The 25,347-nt window shown below is 44.0% G+C and carries 26 protein-coding genes, 1 tRNA gene and 4 pseudogenes; 14 read left to right on the top strand and 17 right to left on the bottom strand.

Annotated elements, in window-relative coordinates:
* Positions 1–53: 53 nt before the first annotated feature.
* Positions 54–734: a protein tyrosine kinase EpsB gene (epsB, locus tag AC1RRX_RS01725; RefSeq protein ID WP_007407393.1), complete on the bottom strand. Its 681-nt coding sequence runs from the start codon at positions 732–734 to the stop codon at positions 54–56.
* A 5-nt stretch (positions 735–739) separates the two neighbouring features.
* Complete coding sequence (locus AC1RRX_RS01720; RefSeq protein ID WP_007407394.1) at positions 740–1,447, bottom strand: YveK family protein; 708 nt, start codon at positions 1,445–1,447, stop codon at positions 740–742.
* Positions 1,448–1,691: 244 nt separating this feature from the next.
* Here AC1RRX_RS01720 and slrR point away from each other — a divergent pair, with 244 nt between their 5' ends.
* Positions 1,692–2,147, top strand: a complete 456-nt coding sequence (gene slrR, locus AC1RRX_RS01715; RefSeq protein WP_003151541.1) for an HTH-type transcriptional regulator SlrR — start codon at positions 1,692–1,694, stop codon at positions 2,145–2,147.
* Between the two features lie 80 nt (positions 2,148–2,227).
* Positions 2,228–3,676: a carboxylesterase/lipase family protein gene (locus AC1RRX_RS01710; protein ID WP_136803279.1), complete on the top strand. Its 1,449-nt coding sequence runs from the start codon at positions 2,228–2,230 to the stop codon at positions 3,674–3,676.
* A gap of 38 nt (positions 3,677–3,714) precedes the next feature.
* Here the strand turns inward: AC1RRX_RS01710 and AC1RRX_RS01705 are convergent, their stop codons facing one another.
* Positions 3,715–4,245, bottom strand: coding sequence for a dihydrofolate reductase family protein (locus AC1RRX_RS01705; protein ID WP_007407397.1), 531 nt, complete (start codon positions 4,243–4,245; stop codon positions 3,715–3,717).
* A gap of 78 nt (positions 4,246–4,323) precedes the next feature.
* Positions 4,324–4,953 (bottom strand): YczE/YyaS/YitT family protein, encoded by a 630-nt coding sequence (locus AC1RRX_RS01700; protein ID WP_144463889.1) that lies wholly within the window; start codon positions 4,951–4,953, stop codon positions 4,324–4,326.
* 133 nt (positions 4,954–5,086) lie between these two features.
* On the opposite strand from AC1RRX_RS01700, the gene paiA reads away from it, so the two are divergent.
* The gene (gene paiA, locus AC1RRX_RS01695) at positions 5,087–5,605 is read left to right on the top strand and encodes a spermidine/spermine N(1)-acetyltransferase (RefSeq protein WP_007407399.1); all 519 of its coding nucleotides are present in this window, start codon (positions 5,087–5,089) and stop codon (positions 5,603–5,605) included.
* Positions 5,606–5,646: 41 nt separating this feature from the next.
* On the opposite strand, the gene padC is transcribed toward paiA, so the two are convergent.
* The 4 genes from padC to AC1RRX_RS01675 form a co-directional block, all read right to left on the bottom strand.
* Entirely contained in the window at positions 5,647–6,135 is a 489-nt protein-coding gene (padC, locus tag AC1RRX_RS01690; protein WP_007407400.1) for a phenolic acid decarboxylase, read from the bottom strand.
* Between the two features lie 21 nt (positions 6,136–6,156).
* The gene (locus tag AC1RRX_RS01685) at positions 6,157–6,612 is read right to left on the bottom strand and encodes a DUF3237 domain-containing protein (RefSeq protein ID WP_144463888.1); all 456 of its coding nucleotides are present in this window, start codon (positions 6,610–6,612) and stop codon (positions 6,157–6,159) included.
* A gap of 217 nt (positions 6,613–6,829) precedes the next feature.
* Positions 6,830–7,114, bottom strand: a complete 285-nt coding sequence (locus AC1RRX_RS01680; RefSeq protein WP_144463887.1) for a DUF1433 domain-containing protein — start codon at positions 7,112–7,114, stop codon at positions 6,830–6,832.
* Positions 7,115–7,249: 135 nt separating this feature from the next.
* Positions 7,250–7,564 (bottom strand): DUF1433 domain-containing protein, encoded by a 315-nt coding sequence (locus tag AC1RRX_RS01675; RefSeq protein WP_098081785.1) that lies wholly within the window; start codon positions 7,562–7,564, stop codon positions 7,250–7,252.
* 55 nt (positions 7,565–7,619) lie between these two features.
* Here AC1RRX_RS01675 and AC1RRX_RS01670 point away from each other — a divergent pair.
* Positions 7,620–8,024, top strand: a pseudogene (locus tag AC1RRX_RS01670) (lipase); the annotation flags it as partial.
* A gap of 97 nt (positions 8,025–8,121) precedes the next feature.
* Positions 8,122–8,232 (top strand): annotated as a pseudogene (locus tag AC1RRX_RS01665) (sporulation transcription factor Spo0A); the annotation flags it as partial.
* A 187-nt stretch (positions 8,233–8,419) separates the two neighbouring features.
* Here AC1RRX_RS01665 and AC1RRX_RS01660 read toward each other — a convergent pair.
* Positions 8,420–8,734: a DUF1433 domain-containing protein gene (locus tag AC1RRX_RS01660; protein WP_014305887.1), complete on the bottom strand. Its 315-nt coding sequence runs from the start codon at positions 8,732–8,734 to the stop codon at positions 8,420–8,422.
* A 51-nt stretch (positions 8,735–8,785) separates the two neighbouring features.
* On the opposite strand from AC1RRX_RS01660, the pseudogene AC1RRX_RS01655 reads away from it, so the two are divergent.
* The 4 genes and pseudogenes from AC1RRX_RS01655 (at position 8,786) to AC1RRX_RS01640 (ending at position 11,651) form a co-directional block, all read left to right on the top strand.
* Positions 8,786–10,214, top strand: a pseudogene (locus tag AC1RRX_RS01655) (lipase).
* A 16-nt stretch (positions 10,215–10,230) separates the two neighbouring features.
* A complete protein-coding gene (locus AC1RRX_RS01650; RefSeq protein WP_144463886.1) occupies positions 10,231–10,542 on the top strand; it encodes a hypothetical protein in 312 nt (103 codons plus the stop codon).
* A 5-nt stretch (positions 10,543–10,547) separates the two neighbouring features.
* A pseudogene (locus AC1RRX_RS01645) lies at positions 10,548–10,704 on the top strand (DUF6262 family protein); the annotation flags it as partial.
* Positions 10,705–10,799: 95 nt separating this feature from the next.
* A complete protein-coding gene (locus tag AC1RRX_RS01640) occupies positions 10,800–11,651 on the top strand; it encodes a pentapeptide repeat-containing protein (protein WP_015240651.1) in 852 nt (283 codons plus the stop codon).
* A gap of 105 nt (positions 11,652–11,756) precedes the next feature.
* Here the strand turns inward: AC1RRX_RS01640 and AC1RRX_RS01635 are convergent, their stop codons facing one another.
* From AC1RRX_RS01635 to AC1RRX_RS01620, 4 genes are all read right to left on the bottom strand, one after another.
* Positions 11,757–12,800 (bottom strand): tyrosine-type recombinase/integrase, encoded by a 1,044-nt coding sequence (locus tag AC1RRX_RS01635; RefSeq protein WP_144463885.1) that lies wholly within the window; start codon positions 12,798–12,800, stop codon positions 11,757–11,759.
* A gap of 200 nt (positions 12,801–13,000) precedes the next feature.
* Positions 13,001–13,076 (bottom strand) — tRNA-Arg (locus tag AC1RRX_RS01630).
* Between the two features lie 215 nt (positions 13,077–13,291).
* Positions 13,292–14,761: a glycoside hydrolase family 32 protein gene (locus AC1RRX_RS01625; protein WP_144463884.1), complete on the bottom strand. Its 1,470-nt coding sequence runs from the start codon at positions 14,759–14,761 to the stop codon at positions 13,292–13,294.
* 14 nt (positions 14,762–14,775) lie between these two features.
* Positions 14,776–16,008: an MFS transporter gene (locus AC1RRX_RS01620; RefSeq protein ID WP_144463883.1), complete on the bottom strand. Its 1,233-nt coding sequence runs from the start codon at positions 16,006–16,008 to the stop codon at positions 14,776–14,778.
* 390 nt (positions 16,009–16,398) lie between these two features.
* Here AC1RRX_RS01620 and AC1RRX_RS01615 point away from each other — a divergent pair, with 390 nt between their 5' ends.
* Positions 16,399–17,373, top strand: coding sequence for a LacI family DNA-binding transcriptional regulator (locus AC1RRX_RS01615; protein ID WP_095352627.1), 975 nt, complete (start codon positions 16,399–16,401; stop codon positions 17,371–17,373).
* Positions 17,374–17,620: 247 nt separating this feature from the next.
* A complete protein-coding gene (gene clpP, locus AC1RRX_RS01610; protein WP_003151513.1) occupies positions 17,621–18,217 on the top strand; it encodes an ATP-dependent Clp endopeptidase proteolytic subunit ClpP in 597 nt (198 codons plus the stop codon).
* Positions 18,218–18,258: 41 nt separating this feature from the next.
* Here the strand turns inward: clpP and AC1RRX_RS01605 are convergent, their stop codons facing one another.
* Positions 18,259–19,119 (bottom strand): LysR family transcriptional regulator, encoded by an 861-nt coding sequence (locus AC1RRX_RS01605; protein ID WP_144463882.1) that lies wholly within the window; start codon positions 19,117–19,119, stop codon positions 18,259–18,261.
* Positions 19,120–19,292: 173 nt separating this feature from the next.
* On the opposite strand from AC1RRX_RS01605, the gene AC1RRX_RS01600 reads away from it, so the two are divergent.
* Together AC1RRX_RS01600 and AC1RRX_RS01595 are read left to right on the top strand one after the other, a co-directional pair.
* A complete protein-coding gene (locus AC1RRX_RS01600) occupies positions 19,293–20,423 on the top strand; it encodes a 2-methylaconitate cis-trans isomerase PrpF family protein (protein WP_007407413.1) in 1,131 nt (376 codons plus the stop codon).
* Between the two features lie 43 nt (positions 20,424–20,466).
* Positions 20,467–21,840, top strand: coding sequence for an MFS transporter (locus tag AC1RRX_RS01595; protein WP_144463881.1), 1,374 nt, complete (start codon positions 20,467–20,469; stop codon positions 21,838–21,840).
* Positions 21,841–22,083: 243 nt separating this feature from the next.
* Here AC1RRX_RS01595 and AC1RRX_RS01590 read toward each other — a convergent pair whose 3' ends face one another.
* A complete protein-coding gene (locus AC1RRX_RS01590) occupies positions 22,084–22,659 on the bottom strand; it encodes an LOG family protein (protein WP_007407415.1) in 576 nt (191 codons plus the stop codon).
* Positions 22,660–22,774: 115 nt separating this feature from the next.
* Here AC1RRX_RS01590 and AC1RRX_RS01585 point away from each other — a divergent pair, with 115 nt between their 5' ends.
* Complete coding sequence (locus AC1RRX_RS01585; protein ID WP_003151506.1) at positions 22,775–23,095, top strand: MazG nucleotide pyrophosphohydrolase domain-containing protein; 321 nt, start codon at positions 22,775–22,777, stop codon at positions 23,093–23,095.
* Positions 23,096–23,139: 44 nt separating this feature from the next.
* Here the strand turns inward: AC1RRX_RS01585 and AC1RRX_RS01580 are convergent, their stop codons facing one another.
* A complete protein-coding gene (locus tag AC1RRX_RS01580) occupies positions 23,140–24,729 on the bottom strand; it encodes a SulP family inorganic anion transporter (RefSeq protein ID WP_060562581.1) in 1,590 nt (529 codons plus the stop codon).
* A gap of 2 nt (positions 24,730–24,731) precedes the next feature.
* Positions 24,732–25,313 (bottom strand): beta-class carbonic anhydrase, encoded by a 582-nt coding sequence (locus AC1RRX_RS01575; protein ID WP_003151503.1) that lies wholly within the window; start codon positions 25,311–25,313, stop codon positions 24,732–24,734.
* Positions 25,314–25,347 lie beyond the last annotated feature (34 nt).

Here is a 25,347-nt window from a genome sequence, read left to right as displayed (position 1 = left end):
AGCAGAGCCGAGTGCCTCCGTTGATAAAGGTAAGGAGACATCACCTGCACCGCTCAATATGAGTAGTGCTCTGTTTTTTTGATTTTCTTTTTATTCAGCAGCGCCCCCAAAAGCTTTGCCTTTGACTGCTGGAGCGCATCTCTCGCCTTTTGGACGGTATCCATTTTCGTTTTTCCGCTCAAGACGACGAGAACGCTTCCATCTGTCTGGTTCGCTAAAATCTGTCCGTCCGCCACAGCCAAAAGCGGAGGTGAATCGAAAATAACCAGACTGTACCGGCTGTACATCTCCTGAATCAGCTCTCCCATCGCCTTTGAAGATAAAAGCTCAGCCGGATTCGGCGGCGTCGGCCCGCTCGTTAAGACGTAAAGGTTATCAATCAGCGTTTTTTGCACCGTTTCGCCGAGGGAAGCGTTTCCGACTAACACATTCGTAAGGCCTTGTACATTTTCAAGCTGATAGGTCTCGTGTATCGTCGGTTTTCGTAAATCCGCATCGACGAGCAGCACCTTTTTTTCCTGCTGCGCAAATACCGCGGCAAGGTTGGCGGCGCTGAATGATTTTCCTTCTCCCGGAACGGAAGAAGTGACGAGAATAGAGCGCAAATGGGTCTGAACAGAGGAGAACTCAATATTTGTCCGAATGGTGCGGTATTGTTCAGCCACCAATGATTTGTGATGTAAAACGGATATTTGAGCCAGTCCCCTTCTTGATTTCTTTTTTCTGAATCCCAAACGCCTCACTCCCCGAAATGTTTTTCATCAGACCGTGTCTGCTGATTTTTGATGTCATACACAACCCCTAAAACAGGCAAGTCTGTTTTTTCGCTGAGCTGCCGCTCGCTTTTAACGGTTTCATCAAGAAAGTGGAGAAAAAACGCAAGCGTCACACCCGCCATGAGAGCCGCACCGAACGCCATCATGATATTTCGGATGCGCGAAGGTTTGACCATCGGGCTTTCCGATGCTTTTGCCTCAGACAAAACAATGACGCCTTTTATATTCATCCTGTCACGGACTTCTTTTTTAAATGTCTTCATCAGCGTGTTCGCTATAGCGGCGGCCTGTTTCGGGTTCTCGTCCTGCACCGCTACGGTAATGATCTCTGAATCGGTTTCGCTGCTTGTCGTGATCTTTGCTTTTAAAGCGGATGCCGTCTCAGAAAGATGCAGCGTCTGCTTCACTTTCTCAAGCACTACCGGGCTTTTCATTATCGTTTGAAACGTATTGTTGTAATGAAGATTCAGCTGAACGTCGCTGAGATTCGAATTTTTTTCACCGCTTGTTTCATGAATGAGCACTTGGGTCGATGCCTGATAAACGGGCGAAATCACCCGGAATTGGATGTATCCCGTCACCAGCGTTACAACTGCTGTCATGATAAAAATCAGTAAAAGTCTGTGTTTAATAATGTCAAATAATTCTTTAAAACTCATATTCTCATTCATGTAATTACAGCCTCATCCTTATTGCATCAGGCTTAAACGCCCCCTTCTGTTAATGATTGGATTATAAAAGAAAAGGTCGAAATTTGAAAATTTCAAATTAAGCCATTTGGTTCTTTTTAAAGAACATTATCATGATTTTCCTCTTATTTACTGCACTTACCTTATAATTTTAAATTTTATAAAGAACGAAAAATTTCTTATAATGAACAAAAAAATGCCAGTATACAGGGGAGAATTCAGCACAATGATTGGAAGAATAATTCGTTTATACCGCAGAAGAAAAGGCTACTCTATTAATCAGCTAGCAGTTGAAGCAGGTGTCTCTAAATCTTATTTAAGCAAGATAGAACGGGGGGTTCACTCAAATCCGTCCATCCAATTTCTGAAAAAAGTATCCGCCACCCTGCAGGTCGATCTGACGGAGCTTTTTGATGCCGAAACGATGCTGCATCACATGGGAGGCACGGAAGATGAGTGGCGCATCCACCTTGTGCAGGCCGTGCAGTCGGGCATGCCGAAAGAAGAACTGTTCACCTTTACGAACAAACTGACTGAAAAACGCCCGGAGCCCGCACCCTACCGCAACAGAAAACTGACTGAATCCAACATTGAGGAATGGAAAGCGCTGATGCAGGAAGCCAAAGAACTCGGCTTGTCCGTTCAGGAAGTCAGATCATTTTTAGAACGGAAGCGTTACTAATGATATGCTGATGAAAAGGCTTTTATTCGCTTCATGTCTTCATCTCTGTTTATAATGAAAAGAAAAAAGGGGATGAAATCATGACAAAACTTACCGTTCAAACCCGCTCCGGCGCAATGAAAGGAACTGCCGGCCGCGGTGCCCGCACATGGAAGGGCATACCGTACGCGAAGCCGCCCGTCGGAGAGCTCAGATTTAAAGCGCCGGAGCCGCCCGCACCTTGGGACGGCGTAAAACATGCCGATTCGTTCGGACCGGTTTGTCCGCAGCCGGATGATATGCTGTCTATATCGTTTTCCGGAGATGTACCGCCTCAATCTGAAGATTGCCTTTACCTCAATGTTTTCGCCCCCGATTCAGAGGGCGAAAAAAAGCCTGTCATGGTATGGATACACGGCGGGGCATTTTATTTAGGTGCCGGAAGCGAACCGCTTTACGACGGATCTGCCCTTGCCGCTGACGGAGATGTCATTGTAGTGACACTCAATTACAGGCTCGGACCGTTCGGCTTTTTACATTTGTCTTCTATTCACGACGCGTATTCCGCCAATATCGGGCTGCTCGATCAGATCGCCGCCCTGCGCTGGGTGAGGGACAATATCTCCGAATTTGGAGGAGACCCGGATAACGTCACGATATTTGGCGAATCGGCAGGCGGCATGAGCATCGCCTCCCTTATGGCAATGCCTGACGCAAAAGGCCTGTTTCATAAAGCCATTTTAGAAAGCGGCGCCTCTCATACGATCCCGGCGGACATGGCAAAAGACATCGCGGCGGCATTTATTCATGAAGCCGGCACTGATCAATTGCAGGAGCTTTCCGTTAATGACCTGCTTAAGACTGCGGATAAAGTGCGGCGCTCACTAGATCAAAACATTTTTCAGCTTTTGTTTCAGCCCGCCATCGATCCGGCCACATTGCCTGCGGAACCCGTGAAAGCCATAGCAGACGGGGCCGCAGAAGGCATACCTATGATCATCGGAACCAATCGTGATGAAGCATATTTGTTTTTCACCCCTGATACAGACATTCATTCCGAGAAAAAGCAGCAAGATTATTTGCATTATCATCTCGGAGAGAACTGCACTGAGCAAGCGGCAGATTTATATCCGCATTCATTAAAGGGACAAATCGATATGATGACGGATCTGATTTTCTGGCGGCCGGCTGTCGCTTTCGCACAAGGACAGTCGCAGCACGCACCGGTCTGGATGTACCGCTTTGATTGGCATGGCGAAACACCGCCGTTTCATAAAGCCGTTCACGCTCTGGAATTGCCATTTGTGTTCGGAAACTTTGATTCTTTGAGAAAGACGCTGCAAGAACCGCTCGGTGATGACGCAGAACAGCTTTCCAAACAAATCCAATCCGCATGGCTCGCTTTTGCAAAAACCGGAAACCCGAACACCTCTCACTTCAATTGGCCTGAATATGATACCGATTCACGCAAAACTTTGCTTTTCAACACGGATACCGCTGTCGAAAGTGATCCCGATTCAGCAAAACGCCGCATCCTGTTTCAAGCATAAAAAACGCCAAGGGAGCCGGCTCCCTTGGCGTTTCGTTTTCATCTCACTTCATAATGCAACTCCGCAAATTGCTTATAGCGCCTGACATCAGTCAGCTTCAGACCTGTCTCCCGGTCTCCGGGTTTGAACAAAGAAATTCCGCGGCCGAGCAGAACGGGTGCGATCTGAATGATAAACTCATCGACAAGTTTTTCCTCCAAAACCGGGTGCAGCAGATCACTCCCGCCGACAATCCAAATCCGCTTGCCTTCTTGGCGTTTCAATGCTTTTATAAAATCGGCAGGCTCTTCATGAATAAACCGCACATGTTCAGTGCCCCCGGTCAATGTCCGCGAAAACACATAGCATTCTTTACCTTTGTACGGAAATTCCTCAGGCAATAAAACCAATATTTCCTCGTATGTTTTTCTGCCCATGATGATCGTATCGACAGATTCATAGAAAGCTTCATAATCGGTGCCGTCTTCACCTTCAGTTCCGATTAACCAATCTAAAGAATGATTTTCCCGCGCAAGATAGCCATCTGCGCTGACAGCTCCGTAAAAAACGAGCTTTCTTTGACCGCTCATAGAAATCCCTCCCCCTTTTTATTATACCTTGAACATGCGGATGAAATGAAAAATGATAGAATCGGGTAAAAACCCCTGTTACCGGGTTTTCGTTTCTTCCTGCTTTGGAGATGCTGTTAATATGCCGTCTATCCATCTTCCGATAATCGGCATAAAGAAATGGAGAATGACCCCTCCTAAACAAACGGTTAATAACGTTCCGATGCCTACCGGACCTTTTAGCATCACGGCCAGTATGAAAAATATGAAGTAAATGACCGTTCTTGAAAAAAAGATGCTTCTCCCGGTTAATTCGCGGACAATTAGCGTTAACCGATCAACCGGGATCGGTGCGAAATTTGTGTGCAGGTAGGTTGCGGTTCCTATCCCTATCACAACTAAACCGATTGCAAAACAGCCCGCCTTTCCGTACCATAGTTCAGGCGTTATGACTCGATGCAGAAAAAAAAGCCACATATCAATCCCGATTCCCGTTATAAACGCCGTAATCATCCCTGTAAATTCCGGTCTTTGTCTTTTTAACATTGAATTACAGCAAATTAACAGGAAAGCGATGATGATTTCCCAGCTTCCCACAGTAAGCCCTGCATGGACGGATAATCCCACAATAAGCGCATCAAAAGGAGACGTTCCAAGATCTGATTGAATCGTGACAGAAATACCAAAGGTCAAGATCATGATTCCTAAAACATAAAAAACATATTTCACTTTATCGTCCTCATTTTCTTATTTTATGTTGCAAATACAACAAAATTACAGTATGTTTACTATACGGTATTTTCATTGCAAATACAACAAAAAATCAGCTGATATGATAAATGAAGAAAGGAGCTGTATGACCATGAGTATTCAATTAAAAAAGTGCAGCCTTAACGATATAACAGAGCTTCGGGAGATAAGCATTGAAACATTCAATGATACATTTAAGGATCAAAATTCACCAGAAAATATGAAAGCTTATTTGGAAAATGCATTCCGCTCTGAACAGCTGAAAAAGGAATTATCCAATCTGTCTTCTCAATTCTATTTTGTTTATTATCATGATGACCTTGCGGGGTATGTAAAAGTTAACATGAACGAAGCACAATCAGAAAAAATGGGTGAAGATTCTCTTGAGATTGAGAGAATTTATATAAGAAAAAACCACCAGAAACACGGGCTTGGCAAATATCTGCTGAATGAAGCTGTGAAAATCGCAACAGCACACAATAAAAAGAAAATCTGGCTGGGCGTATGGGAAAAAAACGAAAATGCAATCGCCTTTTATCAAAAAATGGGGTTTGTCCAAACTGGAGAACACTCTTTTTATATGGGGGATGATAAGCAAGTCGACTTTATCATGACCAAAACCCTGTCGTAAAAGGATACAAAAAACCCGGCCAAGCTGCCGGGTTTTTTCTCTTATTTTAATTTTCCCGCACGGATATCATCGGTCATTCCTTCGTACGGCGCTTCTGAAATCAGTGCTTCGTTATTGATTCCCGCATTGTTGAGATACGTAATATCCGCAAACTCGGGAACGACATATTTCGGATACGTTTCATATTTCTCACGTGACTCTTTCATCACGTCAATGTAATCATTTTGGTAGCACACCGTGATTTCCGGATGCTCATGCACCCATTTCGGGAAGAAAATAATTCCGTGCATCCGTTTTTCATTCGGCATAAAGTTTAAGGAAACATCTGTGCCTGTCGGTTCAGTCCATGACACTTTGTATACGCCTTCTGTCAGCTTGACGATATTCACTTCCTGGTCGCGCACCCAGCGGCCGCCCACCATTCCGCTATGAATCCGATAGTCGATGGTATGATCATTTTTAATATAGATTTCATACTCCCAGCCGTTTTCATACGTGTAAATCATATGGCTTCCGATAAAGTTTTCCATGTTGACTCACTCTCCATCTTATTATTGAACTTCATAAATATCTAACCGAATGTCATCCGGCAATCTGACCGCAGCCCCGATAAACAGCCGGTCCTGCAGATGCTGATATGCCTCGCTGCTTGTTTCAAACACAGGCACAGTGCGGAAATACGCGTGCTCGGGATCAATGATGCGCCCCTCTGCAGCCTGTTGGCGGAACGGTTCACTGACTTGGCGGATGCCGTTGTTCTCTACATAGATGACTTCATGCTCCTCCGTCTCCAGCGCATATCTGGCAGAAAGATCGACCCGGCCGTTCGGACGAATGATCTGGGCATCTGCCCCGCCCGGAAGCACACGTCCCTTTACGGCGCCGCTGACCGTTCCGCCTCGTATCGGAATCAACTGCCTTTTCCCTAATCCAGTCTGCCCCGCAACGATCGGTTCATCCACTTCAATCTGCAGAGACATCACTTTTTTTAAAGAAGGTTCATTCAAGACGTATCACCTCCCGAGGTATTATGTTTAATTAAACATGTAACTATTTACACGTTTAATTGTAACGCTGTTAAAATGGACTGTCAAATAATGAGCTGCCTCTGATAATGTTTACCCGGAAAAAGAGGTGTTCAACAAAAAAGACAAGGGCGGCACATGCCGAAACCCTTGTCTTTTTCATTAAGCTCATCTATAAAAAACGCAGACGAGCGTCTTCTTAGTTATCACAATCTTTATCTCTGCATTCATTCTTTCTTACAGCGTCTATTGAGTGCCCCATGATCTTGTCATTTGCCTTATCATAAATACCATCGAATTTATTCGATGTATCACCGTTGTAATAGCCAAATACCTCTATCCCGCCCATTGGATCTATTTCGTATTTATCTTTAAATGTAACGTTATGTATGCCTTCATAATTCGCTTTGATAAATTTCTCCATTCGTTCTTGAGCAATCTTTATCTCTTCAGCCTGAACATTTTTATCATTCATACTCTTCATTATAAAACCTCCGGCTGCTATTAAGATAATGAACATAATAATATATTTTTTCACAGAAACATCCGTCCCATCAGTTATGATGAAGCTCGCGGACTGGAAAAAACGACCGGTGACATCCGGTGCATTTTAGGCGTCTTAAGATTTTTCTTCCGCATCCACAGAGGAGCTCCCTATTTTGTCTCCTACAGGATCATATAAGCCGTCAAATTCTTTAGTTTTATCGCCGTTTAGGTACCCCTCAACTGTAATTCCGCCGGTTGGATCAATAAAATAATCATCATAAGAAATTTTCTCTATATCCTTGTACTCACTACGCAAGTACTCGGTCATTTTACTTTTGGCTTTTTCGAAAAGAGCATTTTCTTCCTTTTTGACATCATATTGATGCTTCATAATCAGCCCTCCAACAGTTATAATTAACACTAGTACAATAATAAGGTATTTTTTCAAAAAAAATCATCCTTTCCTTACCCTATTTTACATGACAAGAAAGGTGCTGTATATCTTGAGCAAGAAAATCAGGACTTCAAACCTGACAGATGAAACATATTACAGGATGAGTCAACGTGCTTATAACTATGACTATCTTAAAAGGAAATTAAAGAAGAACGATTATATACGTATTAATTCTTCCATTTCAAAACCTACTTACTGGTACGTCGATCAAATAAAATCAGACGATAATACAGGACTTGATGCGGTTGTTCTGTCACAAGCTGAAAAGAAAAACGGAAAATGGATAAAATCAAAAAATCCCGAAAACGGGTCGTCGCCATTGCGGGAACCGATATCGCAAAAGGCCCGATCTTTGACTGCGGGAATATTGTTTTCGGAAATGATCCGAAAAAAGAAGTGTATTATTTTGTAAAAGAAGATGCGGAGGATACATCGAACGATCGGAACCTACAATAGGATTTGGTTCATCATAAATGTTTGATAGCTTAATATTGCAGTGCTTCTTTGACTTCCCCTCATGGATTAAGTAAACACAACTACTGAAAACTTGATATGAATATACTTTCAGCATGTCAAAAGCAAAGCTAACCAATTCAGAATTCATCGCGATTGTTGCTGACAAGTTAAGATTGGAACTTAAAGCGAGTAAAATGCTGATCTGACGTTTTCCTGTCGTTGAGTTGTCATGATATTTGTACGCGTTTACCGTTAATATCGGGGATACCTCGACAAATGAGACGGTAGAGGCGATTGATCTCAGGAATAGGTTTGAACTGTATGAGAAACATATCACGAATTTTGTAAGATAATTAAACAAAATAAATACCCACTCATCCTGAGGTGGGTATTTTACCTTTCTTCGGCATTGACCACTGAAATACCTATCTCCTTGTTCGTTGGATCATATATACCGGAAAATTCTTTTTCTTTATTATTATTTATGTAGCCTGAAACTTCAACTCCGCCTGTCGGATCGATATTGTAGTCTTTTGAAAAGTGAACTTCCTGTACATTTTTATAGTCTTTTTTTAAGTAATTCCTCATATGATCTTGCGCCTCAATCACAAGTTTTTCTTCGTTTTTATGTTTATCATATTGATGCTTCACGAAAAAACCTCCCACTGCTATAATTATAACAATTAGGATAATAATGTATTTTCTCATGCGTATCATCCTTTCGGAACTATTTTACAATATAAGAAAGGTGATGTATATATGCCAAAAGGAAAAGAAATAACCGTCTCTGATGTCACAGATAAAGAATATTACCGTTTGAGTCAAGCAGCTTACAATTATAAAATGTTAGCCCTGCATATGAAATATAAAACTCCTTATAAAATAAGTAAGACGTCATATTGGTACGTTGAGAAAGTGAAGCAGGATTCTGATACGGGTCTTGATGCCTTTGTATTCTCAAAAGGCATCAAGTCCAAAAACGGAAAATGGATAAAATCAAAAAACCCCGAAAACGTGGTCGTCGCCTTTGCGGGAACCGATATCGGAAAAGACCCGATCAATGACGGCGTAAAAGCGGACGGCGGCAATATTGTTTTCGGAAATGATCCGAAAACAGAAGTACATTATATTATAAAAAAAGACGCAAAGGATACGTCGAAAACACTTGGAACCTATCACGGAACGCCCTCTCAAGACGCCATGCTCACAACCGGAAAGTATAAGCTGATAACGAAAACATCGCAAATCGATCAGGCCGATCAGCTGGTACGCGGCGTAAAGAAAAAGTATGCCGGAACGTCAACGATTATTTCAACAACCGGCCATTCACTTGGCGGCGCTGAGGCGGAATACAGCGCGGTGAATAATGATGTGTATGCCGTCGCGTTTAACAGTCCTTCCGTCGTGAAACTGCACGATGAAGAAACACAGAAAGAGATCAACAACGGCATATATGATCCTTATATCCGGTCAATTATCAATCCGGACGACATGGTCGGGGCAGGTTATTGGAACGAATATGACCGCCACAACGGGACAACAATTTATACGAAAAACCCCTCACTCTCACAGTTCAGCCGAAAGCAGCGGCTTGATGGGAACTTAAACGAGCAGATCAGCAAGAATCTCGCTTATTTCTTTACTACCGTCATTCTGAGAAATCCGGATACACACGGCTTAAACGAAGCAAATTTCGTGTTCGACAGAAACGGAACTATCGCAAATCCGAACGGAGATGAATTAGTCTTTGACAAAAACCTCGGCGCTCTTCTGCCGGCCGGTGCGATCGGAAGCGGCGACGCGATAAAAGTAACGCCGACAAACGCAAAGAAGCTGGCTGAAAAGGTGCAGGCTATGACTGAGGATTTGCGGACGATGAAAAAAGAAGCGCAGAACGCCTATCAGGAGCACGATGAAAAAATCGCCGAGCTGAAAACGGAATTCTACGGTCAAGTCGGATACGGCTTGTATGATCAGCTTCAAGCACAGGACGTGACCAATACCATTTGAAGATATTGCGCTATCTTACGATAAAGGCCCGATTTTTTATGACACTCAGGCTGAGCAGGCGTTTATTGATTCTTTGCAGGCGGCGATCACGGATCTTGAAGAGATCGGCGGATTCTTACATAAAATAGCAGACGAATTTCAGGAAAAAGACCAGATGCTTGCAAACTGGTTAAGATGATAGAGGTGTATACATAATGCCGACATTAGACGAACTTTTAGAACACAAGGACGACCCGATGAAGAAAATGCTGCAGCGGCAGATGCTGAAAACAGGGATGACGCAGGCAGCGGGGATGAAACTGGAAACAGTCCGCCGAACGCTGAAACCGACATTCGAAATGGATACGTTGAAAGATGAATTATATGAAGTGTATTCAGCACTCTTGAACAGCTTTGAAGGCAAGGCGCAAAAAGCTCTCGCACAGCGGATCAGTGAAAGTGCCAAGCTTATTGTTAATGTGGAGAACGACGGAGAAACTTTCGTTAATAGCTTTAAAACGAGATAAAAAGCCCCTCTGCAAAGCAAGTTAAGTATGAAATGAACGAAAATAATAAAGATGCGATTATCGAGTCATTAAAGCGGAAAGTTAAGCGACTAGAGCATGAGAACAAAGATTTTAGAAACCCAATTAAAAGTAGCGTATGCAGAAGTCTACAAAAAGTTCTAGTTGACAAGGTATTTATTATTTAACAATCAAGATTGTTTAGGAATCTCGTATATTAAACTCAAAAGTTATTTGACTAAAGATAAGAGGGTATAAAAATGGATAATGAAACAGCCAAAAATATTAGAGAAAGTTTAACGGCTGATTGTACGAAGTGCTTTGGACTTTGCTGCACAGCGCTTAATATTGTAGCATCAAGCGATTTTCCAATTAACAAGCCAGCAGGTGCACCTTGTGTTAATTTACAATCTGATTATGGTTGTCAAATTCACAGCAACTTACAAGAGAAAGGTTTTAAGGGCTGTACAGTGTTTGACTGTTTAGGTTCTGGACAAGTTGTTTCTCAAATTACTTTTAAAGGTCAAAGTTGGCGAGATAATCCTGAAATTCGAGAAAAAATGTTCCGAGTGTTTCCGATCATGGAACAAATACATGAAATGATTGCGTACACGGCAGAAGCCTTGTCGTATGATATTCCCCATGCTTTGTCTGATAAATTGAGTGTGCAGTTAAAAGAATTGCAGAACTTAACAAAACTCGATGCTGAAGAATTATTATCTCTTGATCTAGTGGTGTACAGATTTCCATTAAACAAATTGCTTTCGGAAACCAGCGAGTATATTAGGGAAAGCTTAATTTCAAAGTTACCTGACACTAAAAATGCCAAGAATTATAATTACGAAAGAGCCGATTGGATTGGCAAAAAATTAAGAGGTAAAGATTTAAGGGCATTAGATTTAAGGGGAGCATATTTAATTGCTGCAGATATGAGGAATGCAGATTTAAGAGGTGTTGATTTTATTGGCGCTGATTTGCGTGATGCTGATTTAAGGGGAGCAGACTTATCTACGAGTATGTTTTTAACTCAAATGCAAATTAATTCGGCTAAAGGTGATGTAAAGACAACATTCCCCTCTCATATACAACGACCTTCCCATTGGATTAACTAATTTTGTTCAGTTTGTGTATTGAAGGAAACTTTTTGAAGATGGTCTTACTATCAGTCTTAGGAAAGCACATATTAGTCATGAATAATATATGCTTTATGCTTTCCTTTATTTTTGAGGATTTTTATAATTTAGGTCATGATAATACTGTGCCATCCGGTATCTGTAGCATGTGGAGTTCGGGGAATTTAGCTTTCCGATATAATAGACGTAGGCTAGGACGTTCTTTCTTTCGGATTTATTTCCGCTGGATGGCGTTCTTTTTTTTGTTTTTAAATGTAAGGAACGTATATCGCTGCCGTTTCTTAAATAATTAATCGCAAAGGTATGTCGTAAGCTATGAAGGCTCGGTCGGCATTCCTTTTTTAAATCCGCCATTTCCCCGTACTTCGCAGCTCTCTTCCGCAAGTGATCTTTCGCAATCTTCTCTCCGTACTGATTAACGAAGACATGCGTAAATTTACCGAAATACTCCGTCATTTCCGTTAGTAATTGCCGCAACTCTTCCGCGACCTGTTCAGTCATCGGTACCATTCTGTTCTTACGGTTCTTGTTGACGGCGCCCGGCAGCATGATAACGAGGTTGTCAAAGTCGATGTCTTCCGGCTTAAGTCCTTCAAGCTCATTCGAACGAAGCCCACATTTTAACGCAATGAGGAACGCTACATAATCGCGAAAGCCTGGGAACGTATCCTTCTCGATCATTTTAAAGAATCGCCGTACCTGGATATCTGTGAGCATCTTAATCGTCTTTTCATCGACCCGCAGCTTCGTTACTCTTTTCGCTGGATTTTCGTTTAGAAGCCCGCGCTTAGTCATTCGGCTAAGGATCGACTTTATGCCGCCTAAACGGATATTTATCGTTACTGGCGAAAGATCGCGTACGTTGAACATCGTTGATATATAGGACCGCAGATGATCTTCCGTAATGTTCGTTACGTTATCCGTCGGCTGTATGCCGACCACTTCCATAAATTCCGCCCAATACTTCCGATAATCATTGATCGTTCTGTCGCGATAGTTCTCCGTTTCAAATAGCTCGCATACGATCCCTAACGCTTCGTGAACGGATTTCGTCGCTTTGAAGCTCTTTACTATTCCGTCAGTCTCGCGCCGATCCCTGACGCCTTGCCTGCGTTTTAAAACCGCCATAACAAAAAACCTCCCGGATTTATTTATCCGCGAGGTTACGTTTGCTGAATCGAACTATATCGTTTTAAGAGATACGAGCCAGCCGATTAAAGCCGGGCCCGTTCTTTACCGGTTCGCGTCCTGTCGGACACTTTTCGTACACTTGACGCCTTAACGGACCGTCGGAAAGCGTTGATATGACGGGGTTAAAACGTATTGGACGCGCTCGGAGGGATTCGAACCCCCGACAGACGTGGTACCGGAAACCACCGCTCTATCCAACTGAGCTACGAGCGCACGTTTTTTCAATCAGATACCTTTATATTATAATAAAGGAACGCGCAGAAAGCAACTCTTTTTTGATAATGCACAACAGGATTATGCAGCGTCCTCATGCAGCATAATCCTGCATCGTTTACCGGCATTGATTTTCACAAAAAACCCATTTCAGGCGGACTGCCCCCGGCTCGGTTCATTTTCAATCACTGCAGAAAAAGCAGTAATCACCCGTTTCAGCTTCTTTTCCAAATGTCCTTTAACGTCCAATAGGTGAATTCCTCAACCTTTACGGCGCCTTTCTCAGAAAACAGCTCAATCCCCAATCTGCCTTCATTCGGATAGATACGGCTTGTCATCGTTGTTTCTCCATGATTGGCGAATACTTCAATCGAGGATCTGTCAATAAAGATACGCAGCGCCAGCTTGCCGTTTGTATCCGTCTGCACCCTTCTCACACCGTCTTTCGCTTTCCCCATCTTGGTGCAATCAAGTGTCAGCTTTTTATCCGTTAGATTGTATGTCAGCACAAGTTCTTCTTCATCAAGGCCTCGAATCTTAAAACCTGCCGTTTCGGCATCAGAATCGTTTACATCAAACACGGCTCGGACTTCAAGCAGGTCTTCGGACGTCTTTGCCAAGTAACTCCCTGAAAGCGATCGTCCGGCACATTCCCGATATTCCATTTTCCGCAGCTGCTTGGTTTCTTCCACGGGATTCATCAAAAGTTTATGATCATCACGCAAAGTCAGTTCTCGCGGCAAAGTCAGTGCACCGCACCATCCGTCCGCTTTTGTCGGCATCTCAGATTCCCACATATCCATCCAGCCGATGGCAATTCTGCGTCCTTTATCATCTAATAATGTTTGCACGGCGTAAAAGTCATGGCCGTGATCCAGTTCTTTAAAAGCGCCGTGTGTAAATTTGTTTGTTTCATCATGATAGTCACCGATTAAATAGCCGGTTTGATGTAAATTTTGATAGGAATCACCGTCCGCCTCGATACCCTGGGGCGAAATCAGCAGAACATGTTTGCCGCCTAATTCAAAGAAATCAGGACATTCCCACATATAGCCGAGATTACCGTCACTTTGGGCGAGAACCCCCGCGTATTCCCAATCATGCAAATCAGGTGAACGGTATAAAACGACCCGTCCGACGTTTTCTTTTGAAGAGTTGCCGATGACCATATACCAAACATCGCGATGCTTCCATACTTTCGGATCGCGGAAATGACGGGCGCTGTCTTCCGGCGGTTCCGCAATAACAGGGTTTTTCTGAAGCTTTTCAAACACGATTCCATCTTGGCTGACAGCGATATTTTGAGTTTGATAGAATAGGTCTTTCTCTTGATCAATTATATTATGTCCTGTATAGATGAGGGCTAATCTTCCATGATCATCGACCGCGCTTCCCGAAAAACAGCCGCTTTGGTCGAATTCATCCCCCGGAGCTAAGGCAACCGGAAGGTGCTCCCAATGAATGAGATCTTTACTTTTTACATGTCCCCAATGCATCGGCCCCCAATGCTCATCATACGGATGATGCTGAAAAAAGACGTGGTATTCTCCTTTAAACTGAATAAGCCCGTTCGGATCATTGATCCAATTCGCCCGGGGCATAATATGGTACCCCAATCGATATCTTTGTTTCACTTTACCCTCGGCTTCCTTCAAAGCTTCTTCCGCCTGCTGAATTCTATCCATTTATAACATCCTCTCTATCCGATTTTTTGCAGACGCTGGACACGCCTGCTGTTTTGTTTCGGGCCCAATAAAGTAAATATGGAGATGACGGTAAAACCGAAGACGACGATTCCCATGATGAGATAGGTTTGACGGAACCCCGCACTGTCATATAACCCTCCCGCAAGCGGCGACAGAATCGACGCGCCTGCCTGAGATGCGAATTGAAAACCGACGAGATAAAGGACGGACGACAGACGCGTATCAAAATTGGCAGCCAAATATTTAAAAACGGCGATCAGCATAATCGGCAATTCCAGTGCGTGGATGAGTTTCATTGATGAAATGCCTACAGGCTCAACTGCAATTCCGGACCCGACGATGCGGAAAGCCATTAAGAACCCCGCTAAAATCAAACTGTTTTTCGCCCCGAACTTATTGACGATAAAAGGCGCAAGAAACATCATGCCGGCCTCCAAAAACACCTGGAATGAATTAAGATAGCCGAATACTTGGTTACCCGTCGACACTGAAGGAAACAAAGACGCATAGTAGATCGGGAACTGCTGATCATATACGCCGTAAATGCAAGTCACCCCGATAATGTACAGCATAAAAAACCAGAAATCTCTTAGTAAAAAGAGCCGCCCCACATCTTTTAACCGGACCGAATCCGCTCTGTTTTTCTCATGATCGGTCATTTCTATTTTCACAGACATGATAATGACCGTTAATATGATGGCTGAAACAGACGCGATCCAGAAGTTGATATTGGGATTGATATTGAAAAGCTGCCCTGCAAAAAATGCAGCCGCCGCCCAGCCCAGCGAGCCCCACATTCTTGATTTACCATACTCGAAATCATATTTTCGGCTGACCTTTTCAATGTACGTTTCAATCGCGCCTATCCCCGCCAAAAAAGCGGCTCCCAAATATAAGCCTCCGACAACGGCGCCAAGAAAGACGTTGTATTGTAAAAGCGGCCCATAGACGAAGATATAAAACGGACCCGTGAATATGAGAAGACAGCTGATCATAAATAATATCTTTTTCTTCAGCCCCAATTTGTCAGAGATAAAACCGTAAAGAGGCTGCATGCATAGGGCAAATACGGCGTTTACAGAAAAGATAATGCCTGTCGCTGATCCGTTTAAATTGATTTCCTGCCCTAACCAAATCGCAAATAAAGAATAGCTGGAAGACCAAGTAAAAAAGAAAAAGAAGAAATAAGCACTCAGTTTCCAATACAGACTTTTTGAGCTTTTCATTTGCACCGCTCCTTTAAGAGGACCTTTTAATAGCCGTTTTAGAGCCGCATACTTCCTTCTTCATTTTCATCACATACATGCGAGCCCTGAGTAAGCGCTTACTTTCTATCGCTGCTTAATTCTTTCACTTTATTGCCGCCAGCCATCTCTCCATACCCGTCACTTCCCTTCACTCTGCGAATAAAGCGCTTTCAAAAAGAATTGTATGTCAACCGGTTCCATATGTCAATCGGTTGACATACAATTTTCTGATTATTTTAATCAAACAAAACGCACCCTCTTTATATGAAAACAGAAACACGGAATGTCCTTGCACATGTCAGCCTGATTCTCTAAAATAAGTGCGTGACGGAAATTGTAAGCCATTTCAGTAAGCAGGAGGGCACGGGAATGAAGCCTAACATTCATGATGTTGCGAAAATAGCGGGAGTTTCATCTACAACCGTTTCGCGGGTATTAAATAACCGCGGCTATATCAGCGAAAAAACAAAAGAAAAAGTGTACAAGGCGATGGAAGAAATCAATTACTTTCCAAACGATCTGGCCCGCTCTTTATTCCGAAAACGAACCAATTTAATAGGGCTTATCATCCCAAACTCCAGCAATCCGTTTTTCGGCGAACTCGCCTTTCATATTGAAAGCATTTGTACGTCCATGGGCTACAAACTGCTGCTTTGCAACAGTTTACATCGAAAGGATAAGGAAGAAAAATATTTGGAGATGCTGATAAGAAACCAAGTGGACGGCGTGATCGCCGTGACTTACAACCGGGGAATTCTCAATTATCACAAGCAAAATCTGCCGATTGTCGCCATTGATCATTACTTATCGGACACGATTCCCGTCGTCGGCTCAGACAACTATGACGGCGGAAAAAAGGCGGCAGAACTGCTGATTGAAAAAGGGTGCCGGCACATCGTCCATCTCAACGGCCCGCTTGAACTCGAGACACCGGCAAACCTCAGAAGAAAGGCATACGAAGACGTCATGCATGAACACTGCCGGAAGCCTATTACATATGAAGTACCCTTTTATCAGCATTACCATGACATTATTTCAACATTATTCGATGAACAGCCTGACACCGATGGAATTTTTGCCAGCGATGATATCATGGCGGCTGCAGTGATGACCGAGGCCAAAAAACGGGGAATAGACATCCCGAATCAATTAAAAGTGATCGGTTATGACGGCACTGAAACCGTTCAATCGGTTCTGCCGGACTTGGCAACCATCCAGCAGCCGATTGAATTGATTTCCAAAACAGCCATCGAGATTTTAGCAAAAGAAATTGAAGGCGAATTTGATGATTTGCCGCTGGAAACATATTTGCCGGTACGGCTTTTGGAAGGGCGGACAACGTAGTCAGACCGTTCAGCCGTACGTAGCGACGCGATTGCGGTCTATTTTGAGCGCTCCGGCCATATCATTTTCTCAAGGCTCCGGCATTGATCATCCTCATTTCCACTTTGCTGTTTGAACTTTTTGTTTTATGGGAAAAATGGTGTTAGAAGAAAAGGTTGGCATTTTGGTCAGCGTTTTGTTTGACCTTTATTGACCAAAAATGTATCATGTAAATACATACTTACCTAAAAGGTGAAGGAGGAGCATTATGAATTTAATACCTACAGTCATTGAACAAACGAACCGCGGAGAAAGAGCTTATGACATTTACTCCCGTCTTTTGAAGGACCGTATTATCATGCTTGGATCTGCGATTGATGACAACGTTGCGAACTCCATCGTGTCACAGCTTTTATTCCTTGAAGCGGAAGACCCTGAAAAAGATATTTCCATTTACATTAACAGCCCTGGCGGATCAATCACTGCCGGTATGGCAATCTATGATACAATGCAGTTCATTAAACCGAAAGTATCCACGATCTGCATCGGTATGGCCGCTTCTATGGGAGCATTTTTACTTGCAGCCGGAGAAAAAGGCAAACGTTACGCGCTTCCTAACAGTGAAGTTATGATTCACCAGCCGCTTGGCGGAGCGCAAGGACAGGCGACAGAAATTGAAATCGCGGCAAAACGCATTCTCTTGCTTCGCGACAAATTAAACAAAGTGCTTGCTGAACGTACCGGCCAGCCGCTTGAAGTCATTGAGCGCGATACAGACCGCGACAACTTCAAATCAGCTGATGAAGCCTTAGAATACGGCTTAATCGATAAAGTGCTGACACGCAATACAGAAGACCAGAAGTAATGCCAAAAAACCTGCAAGAGCTGATGTCTCTTGCAGGTTTTTTATGCTTTATTCCCATTCAAAAAAGTAATGAATGCTTTGACGACAGATAATTCTAACGCTGAAGAATCATACATAAGCCAAGTATCGCGTATCACAGGCTCGTTATTTTTATAGGATAGCGCCAATGTGTATAATTCATCAGAAGGCTGAAGACAGATTTCCGGCACAACAGAATAACCGAGACCGTTTTTCACCATCTCTTTACAGGTTTCCTGCCTGTCTACCTCCATCGCAATGAAAGGCGGTTCAGTAAATTGGTTATTCCACCATTTTTGAATCAAACTTTTCAAAGAAGCATCAGTTTGATAATAAATCATCGGCAATTTGGGAAGGTCCTCACTGTTGATTTCAGTTTTTGAAATAAGGTACAGTCTCTCTTCATTTAGCAGTTGTTTTTCCCCTTGCCACTCATAATTTCCCCTCATAATCCCAAGGTGTACCCCCGAATGATGAAGCAGATCCATCACCTTCGCACTCCATCCCGTATTGACGTGGAATTGAACAGACGGATACTGATCAGAAAACCGTTTTAGAATCGCCGGGAGCTTATACTGAGCAAAATTGCTTGAGACTCCTAATCTGAGAACCCCGCTGACTTCATGGCTCATATTGAGCATATCATCCTTCACTCTTCTGAATTCCTGCAGCATCTCTTTCGAATAATCAACCAGATGTTCACCTTCTGAAGTGAACTCCATCCCTTTTTTTCTTTTATAAAAAAGGCGCACTCCGAATTGTGCTTCCAGGTTTTTGAGCCGATAACTTAACGCCGGCTGTGTCATATATAATCGCTCTGCCGCCTTCGTCATATTTTTTTCTTCGAATAATGTAATGAGCACAATCCAATCCTTTTCATCCATATGAAATCCCCCAAAATATTTTTCTGCTATAAAATTTCCTCCTATTATAAAAGTTTTTTATTCAACTTTATAAAAATTATATGTTTTACTTATAATCCTTATTTATCATACGATATTTTCCAAAGGGACCGGTACCTTTTTATCCACACAAAATGATGTAAGGATGAGACAGCATGGAAAAAGTTCCTGTAACCGTCATGAGAGGCGGCACCAGCAAAGGCGTTTTTATTCATCAAAAAGACATGCCAGACGATACAAACCTATGGAGCGATTTTCTTTTAGACATTATGGGGAGCCCTGACGAGAGACAAATTGACGGTCTCGGCGGCGGCCATTCTCTCACAAGCAAGGCAGCCATTATTAAGAAATCCGCCAGAAAGGATGCGGATGTTGAGTATACGTTTGCTCAGGTCAGTTTGACTGACCATTTTACGGACTTCAAAGGCAATTGCGGAAATATCTCTTCTGCCGTAGGCCCTTATGCTATTGAGAAAGGGCTCGTTCAAGCTGAAGAGCCGGTTACAAAAGTCAGAATGTTAAATACAAACACTCAAAAAGTGATCGTAGCAGAAGTTGAAGTCAGAAATGGAACATTTCATTACCAGGGGGACTGCTCTATCCCCGGGGTTCCAGGTACAGCTTCTCCTATTTATCTTTCATTTCACCAGGCTGAAGGAGCGGTGACCGGTAAGCTGTTTCCCACTGGTCAGCCTATTGATGTTCTCGATACACCGTATGGAAATATCTCGGTCTCGATTATTGATTACGCTAATCCGCTTGTCTTTGTAAAAGCAGAGGACACGGGGCTTACCGGCTTAGAACTTCCGGATGAATATACTCCGGATATATTGGAAAAGCTCGAAATGATCCGATCGATTGCAGCCGAGAAATGCAGATTCGCTCCGAGACATGAGGCTGCTGCAAAATCACCGGCCGTACCAAAACTAACATTAATCTCATCTCCAGCGGATTATATCGATACAAAAGGGATAAAGAGACACGCAGAAGAGATGGATCTTGTCATTCGTATGATGTCCATGCAAAAACCGCATCAAGCTTTAGCCATTACAGGGGCGGTTTGTACGACTGCCGGTATGCTATTGCAGGATACAATATTATCTGAATTTTCATTCTATGGCAGAACGATTCGATTGGGACATCCAAGCGGCATTTTAGAAACCGAGGCAGATGTTGATCCGGATGGAACAACGATTAAAGTAGTACGCACAGCAAGAAAAATCTCTGAAGGCTATGTGTTTACAAAGCAAAGTTACAACCTGAATACGCTGAATCACATTGGTTAATACCAGTCTTCAGACAAGTCAAAGATAAACGGAGGAATGCGAGATGATCAATGTAAATGCGTCTAATCGATTAAACAGACTGCCTTTTTCAAGGGCCCATCAAGCAGTGCTCGTTATCCTTTCATTCGCTTACTTTTTTGATTTTATCGATTTAAATACGTTTTCATATGCGGCGCCTTCACTTTTAAAGGAATGGAACATTTCGACTCATACCATCGCTTTTATTACGTCTGTCTCCTATTTCGGAATGTTTATCGGCGCCTCTGCCGGAGGATGGTTTTCAGACCGTTTCGGAAGGAAAAAAGGTTTAATTCTGGTTGTCACTTTTTTCTCTTTCTTCTCCCTCCTCTCTTCTCTGGCTTGGAACCCAGAAATACTCGGTGTTTTTAGATTTCTTACGAGTTTAGGTATCGGCGCCACAACGATTGTGGCAAGTACGTATATCAGCGAATTTTTCCCATCCGCAACTAAGGGTAAGTACCAGGCAATCTGTATTACAATCGGCATATGCGGAATTCCTGCAGCCGGCTGGGTGGCTAAATTGGTCGTGCCGTCCGCCTCTTACGGCTGGCGGTTTATCTTTCTATTCGGCGCGGTCGGTATTTTTTTTCCGCTGATCGCCAGAAAACTGGAAGAATCACCGAAATGGCTGGACACGAAAGGAAAAAGCGAACAAGCACACCGCATTCTGCTTGAACTGGAGGCAAAAGCAGAAAAAGAAAAGGGTGAACTGCCTGAACCAGCTCCGGCTCTGCGAAGCAGACAAACCGCTGTAAAATCCGTTCCATATCGGACGTTATTTCAAAAGCCTTTGGCAGGAAGAACTTTTGTTTTAATGACGATGTGGGCAGCTTCCACGATTGCAATTCAAGGCTTTGGCACGTGGGTTCCCACCCTTTTGGTAAAAGAAGGCGTATCAATGGATGAGTCTATCGTATACGTCACTCTGGGAACGATCGGTGCCCCGCTGGGCGCTCTCATTGCGTCGCAAATCTCTGACCGTGTGGATCGAAAGTGGGCCATTTCTGTTTTATCGTTAATTATTATGGCGCTTGGATTCTTTTACGGCATCAATCCTTTGCCGATGGTCATTGTCATATGCGGATTTCTCATGCATATGTTTGAGCGTACTTTCAGTTCAATCGCATATGCCTATACGCCGGAATTATATCCGGTTGAAGCCAGGGCATCTGGAAATGGTCTCACTTACGGCGTAGGACGTCTTGCGAATGTAGCCGGTCCCTTTGTCGTCAGTTTCCTGTATTCAGGCTACGGATTTTTAAGTGTTTTCTTGTTTTTTACAGGCTGCTGGTTTCTTTGTGCACTGACAGTCGGTATATTTGGAATCAGTTCAAAAAAACAAAAGATGCAGCAGGATTTCATATTGGAGGAAACATTCGTGCAACAAAAGTTGTAAACGCATACAGTCTGCAAACCGCAAAACATCCATCTCCTCTGAGGAAATGGATGTTCTTCTTTCAACCCCAACAGCATTCTCTTTCTCATCTTATTCTCATACATATGTCTTATCCTGAAGAAAGGTGTGATACGCATGAGAAAGAGAAAACGATTTCCAGAAAGAAAAGGTATTCTATAGGCGGAGAATTTTCCATCAGAATAGATTAGATGCAACCGCCGAAACATATTTCAGACCTCTGACTTACAATTCCCGCCATTTCTTATCTAAAATCGGGTATGTATACCGATTCATCTGCTCAATCAGCTCATCCGGCCGGGAGGAACTGTGTATCAGCTTCAAATGAGACTCATTCGAAAATCCTTCCTGAATGCTGTACTTGACCATCTTCATCATCGGCTCAAAATACCCGTTCACATTGTACAGTCCGATCGGTTTTTGATGAATGCCGATTTGCGCCCAGCATAGCACTTCAAATAACTCTTCATATGTTCCGAAGCCGCCGGGCATGGCAATGTACCCATCGGCAAGTTCACTCATTTTCGCTTTCCGCTCATGCATGCCGCTGACTTCAATCAGCTCCGTCAGATTCTGATGAACAACCTCTCCGCTGAACAGCCCGCTCGGCATGACGCCGACAGCTTTTCCGCCGCCTGCCATTAACGCGTCGGCGACGGTTCCCATCAGACCGATCCGTGAACCGCCGTAAACAAGGCCGATTCCCTGCTCCGCCATATATTCACCCAGTTCGGCCGCTTTGCGTTTGTACTCTTCATTTACCCCCGGGTTTGACCCCGCAAATACACAAATGGTTTTCATTTTTTCATCTCCATATCTATATATGTACATCAATAAATCAAAATACACTATATATTGTCCCATCTCTATATGATAATATCAATAAGAATCATACAGGACATAAGGAGTGTTTCACATGCAGATGGCTGAAGCAGAACAATGGACGAAAGATTTTTACGAAAAACGAGGATGGACGGCGTACGGGCCATTTATCAGAATCGGTTTTTTAATGGAAGAGGCGGGTGAGCTCGCCCGAGCGGTAAGAGCATATGAAATCGGCAGAGACCGGCCGGATGAAAAAGACGCGACCCAGGCTGAACGCAGGCAGGAGCTGATTGAAGAAATGGGTGACGTCCTCGGAAATCTGGCTATCCTTGCTGATAAGTACGGAATCACGTTAGAAGATGCGATGAAAGCCCATCAGGAAAAACTGATCAAGCGCTTTGAAACCGAATAAAAACACGGCCTGTCCGCTTTTTCATGGACAGGCCGTATCTGAATTTATCCCGTTATCTCGTCCTGATGCTCAAAGAAATGCTGTTTCCCGATTTTATGAAACAGCCCCGTCTTTCGGATCAGCTCTCTCGGCTGTGATTGCAATCCGACGATCATCAATCTCCCGTTATGCCGTTTGATCCGGTTCATCACATTCCCCAGCACCGCTTCTGCGGAGGTATCCATGTAATGTACATTATTCATCAGCAGAATAAGCGTCTTCGGCTTTTCCTGAAGCCTCTCCAGCAGCGATGATTCCAGTGAATCAATTGAACCGAAAAACAGCGGCCCTTCAATGGAATATGTGCTGACGGACGAATCATTTTTAACCGATTTGACAGCGGCATGCGGTGTTTTGATGCTTGTTGATTCGCTCATTTTTCTGATAAAGAAAACAAAAGCGAGCACGAGACCGGCAGAAACGCCGATGATTAAATCAAACAGAACCGTCAGCAAAAAGGTTGCCGCCAGTACGAATGAATCAGTGTTTTTCAGCCGCATCATATTGGCGACTTCCCTCCGCTCACTCATGTTCCAAGCCACAACCATCAATACCGGCGCCATGCTTGCCAGCGGTACGTGAACGGCAAGCGGGGCGAAGACGAGCAGGACGAGGAGGACGGTGACTCCGTGGACAACACCGGAAATCGGAGAAACTGCGCCGTTTTTAATATTTGTTGCGGTCCGCGCAATCGCTCCCGTTGCCGGTATACCGCCGAAAAGCGGCGCTGCCATATTGGCGATACCCTGCCCGACAAGCTCCCTATTGCTGTCATGCCGTGATCCTTTCATATTGTCCGCGACCATCGCCGATAATATGGACTCAAGTCCGCCGAGAAGCGCAATGATCAGAGCCGACGGAAACATCATGATCATGTTATCGATTGAGAAATCAGGAAGCTGGAAAGCCGGAAGCTGCCGCGGGATTTCCCCGTAAGCAGAACCGATTGTCGCCATTTTGTCAGGAAAAAACACGACCGCCGCGGCTGTAGAGACAAGCAGCGCCACAAGCGCGCCCGGAATCTTCGGCATCAGCCTGGCTGATAACAGCAAAATGGCCAAAGCAATTCCCGCGATGAGGATGCTGTATAAATTAAGGGTTCCGATCTTCTTGCCTATTTCCGCAATGTTGAGGATAAAGCTTTCATGCTTTTGGATATCGCGCAGACCGAGAAAATGGGCAATCTGCTCCGAGAAAATCAGCACCGCGATTCCGGCCGTAAATCCGACGATCACCGGCTTCGGCACGAATTTCATAATCTTTCCGAGCTTAAATACGCCAAACAGGACGAGCATGACGCCTGCCATAAAACCGGCTACGAGTAAATTCTCAAAACCATACTGCATCACAATGGCAAATAAAATGGGAACAAACGCCCCCGTAGGCCCGCCGATCTGATATTTAGAGCCGCCCAACAGCGAAATCAGAATTCCGGCCACAATAACGGTGTAAAGCCCGTATTCCGGACCGACCCCCGAGGCGATGGCAAAGGCCATTCCCAGTGGAATCGCTACAATTCCGACCACAATTCCCGCGATTAGGTCTTTCTGAAATTTCTGCAAATTGTATCCCTGATATCTGCCGGTAAATTGCATCGTCAGCTGCATCCTCCTTTGACTGTTTCATAACCGTCAACGACTACATCCAGCGTCCCCGTCCCCGGATCGATCACCAGCCCGTGCACCGGCACCTCTTCAGGCAAGAGCGGATGATGCCTGACCATATTCACGCTGTGGGCCACGCTTTCTTCGACGCTGTGAAAACCGGTCAGCCATGTTTCCAAATCGACTCCCGCATGCTGCAGAAGGCTGAGACATTTGTCTTCCACGCCGCGCTCTTTCGCTTTATTTAATATGGAAGCTGCATTTAATCCCGACATTCCGCACTCGCGGTGACCTATGATGCAGACTTCCTCTGCCTGCAGTTCATAAACGGCAACCAAAATGCTCCGCATGACACTTCCAAATGGGTGAGAAACAATGGCTCCCGCGTTTTTTATGATTTTGGCATCGCCGTTTCTGAGTCCCATCGCCTGCGGCAGAAGCTCCGTCAGCCTTGTATCCATACAGGATACGATGACAAGCTTTTTTTTCGGGAATTTTGTCGTTTGGTAAGGTTCATATTTCCTTTCTTGGACAAACTGCTGGTTGTGCTCCAAAATGCTTGATAAAGAAACCATTTTTCTATTCATCTCCCATCCGATTGTATTGCAA

The sequence above is a fragment of the Bacillus sp. GW821-FHT11D08 genome, assembly GCF_058808515.1.
Note: the sequence above shows the minus strand (reverse complement) of the source record. Positions and strands in the feature narration are given on the sequence as shown.

What these genes read in the sequence shown, in the direction of transcription:
- AC1RRX_RS01720 (WP_007407394.1), bottom strand. Translation starts at nt 1,447, where the DNA reads ATGAATGAGAATATGAGTTTTAAAGAATTATTTGACATTATTAAACAC.
- slrR (WP_003151541.1), top strand. Translation starts at nt 1,692, where the DNA reads ATGATTGGAAGAATAATTCGTTTATACCGCAGAAGAAAAGGCTACTCT.
- AC1RRX_RS01710 (WP_136803279.1), top strand. Translation starts at nt 2,228, where the DNA reads ATGACAAAACTTACCGTTCAAACCCGCTCCGGCGCAATGAAAGGAACT.
- AC1RRX_RS01705 (WP_007407397.1), bottom strand. Translation starts at nt 4,245, where the DNA reads ATGAGCGGTCAAAGAAAGCTCGTTTTTTACGGAGCTGTCAGCGCAGAT.
- paiA (WP_007407399.1), top strand. Translation starts at nt 5,087, where the DNA reads ATGAGTATTCAATTAAAAAAGTGCAGCCTTAACGATATAACAGAGCTT.
- padC (WP_007407400.1), bottom strand. Translation starts at nt 6,135, where the DNA reads ATGGAAAACTTTATCGGAAGCCATATGATTTACACGTATGAAAACGGC.
- AC1RRX_RS01680 (WP_144463887.1), bottom strand. Translation starts at nt 7,114, where the DNA reads ATGAAGAGTATGAATGATAAAAATGTTCAGGCTGAAGAGATAAAGATT.
- AC1RRX_RS01660 (WP_014305887.1), bottom strand. Translation starts at nt 8,734, where the DNA reads ATGAGAAAATACATTATTATCCTAATTGTTATAATTATAGCAGTGGGA.
- AC1RRX_RS01650 (WP_144463886.1), top strand. Translation starts at nt 10,231, where the DNA reads ATGCCGACATTAGACGAACTTTTAGAACACAAGGACGACCCGATGAAG.
- AC1RRX_RS01640 (WP_015240651.1), top strand. Translation starts at nt 10,800, where the DNA reads ATGGATAATGAAACAGCCAAAAATATTAGAGAAAGTTTAACGGCTGAT.
- AC1RRX_RS01635 (WP_144463885.1), bottom strand. Translation starts at nt 12,800, where the DNA reads ATGGCGGTTTTAAAACGCAGGCAAGGCGTCAGGGATCGGCGCGAGACT.
- AC1RRX_RS01625 (WP_144463884.1), bottom strand. Translation starts at nt 14,761, where the DNA reads ATGGATAGAATTCAGCAGGCGGAAGAAGCTTTGAAGGAAGCCGAGGGT.
- AC1RRX_RS01620 (WP_144463883.1), bottom strand. Translation starts at nt 16,008, where the DNA reads ATGAAAAGCTCAAAAAGTCTGTATTGGAAACTGAGTGCTTATTTCTTC.
- AC1RRX_RS01615 (WP_095352627.1), top strand. Translation starts at nt 16,399, where the DNA reads ATGAAGCCTAACATTCATGATGTTGCGAAAATAGCGGGAGTTTCATCT.
- clpP (WP_003151513.1), top strand. Translation starts at nt 17,621, where the DNA reads ATGAATTTAATACCTACAGTCATTGAACAAACGAACCGCGGAGAAAGA.
- AC1RRX_RS01605 (WP_144463882.1), bottom strand. Translation starts at nt 19,119, where the DNA reads ATGGATGAAAAGGATTGGATTGTGCTCATTACATTATTCGAAGAAAAA.
- AC1RRX_RS01600 (WP_007407413.1), top strand. Translation starts at nt 19,293, where the DNA reads ATGGAAAAAGTTCCTGTAACCGTCATGAGAGGCGGCACCAGCAAAGGC.
- AC1RRX_RS01595 (WP_144463881.1), top strand. Translation starts at nt 20,467, where the DNA reads ATGATCAATGTAAATGCGTCTAATCGATTAAACAGACTGCCTTTTTCA.
- AC1RRX_RS01590 (WP_007407415.1), bottom strand. Translation starts at nt 22,659, where the DNA reads ATGAAAACCATTTGTGTATTTGCGGGGTCAAACCCGGGGGTAAATGAA.
- AC1RRX_RS01585 (WP_003151506.1), top strand. Translation starts at nt 22,775, where the DNA reads ATGCAGATGGCTGAAGCAGAACAATGGACGAAAGATTTTTACGAAAAA.
- AC1RRX_RS01580 (WP_060562581.1), bottom strand. Translation starts at nt 24,729, where the DNA reads ATGCAATTTACCGGCAGATATCAGGGATACAATTTGCAGAAATTTCAG.
- AC1RRX_RS01575 (WP_003151503.1), bottom strand. Translation starts at nt 25,313, where the DNA reads ATGGTTTCTTTATCAAGCATTTTGGAGCACAACCAGCAGTTTGTCCAA.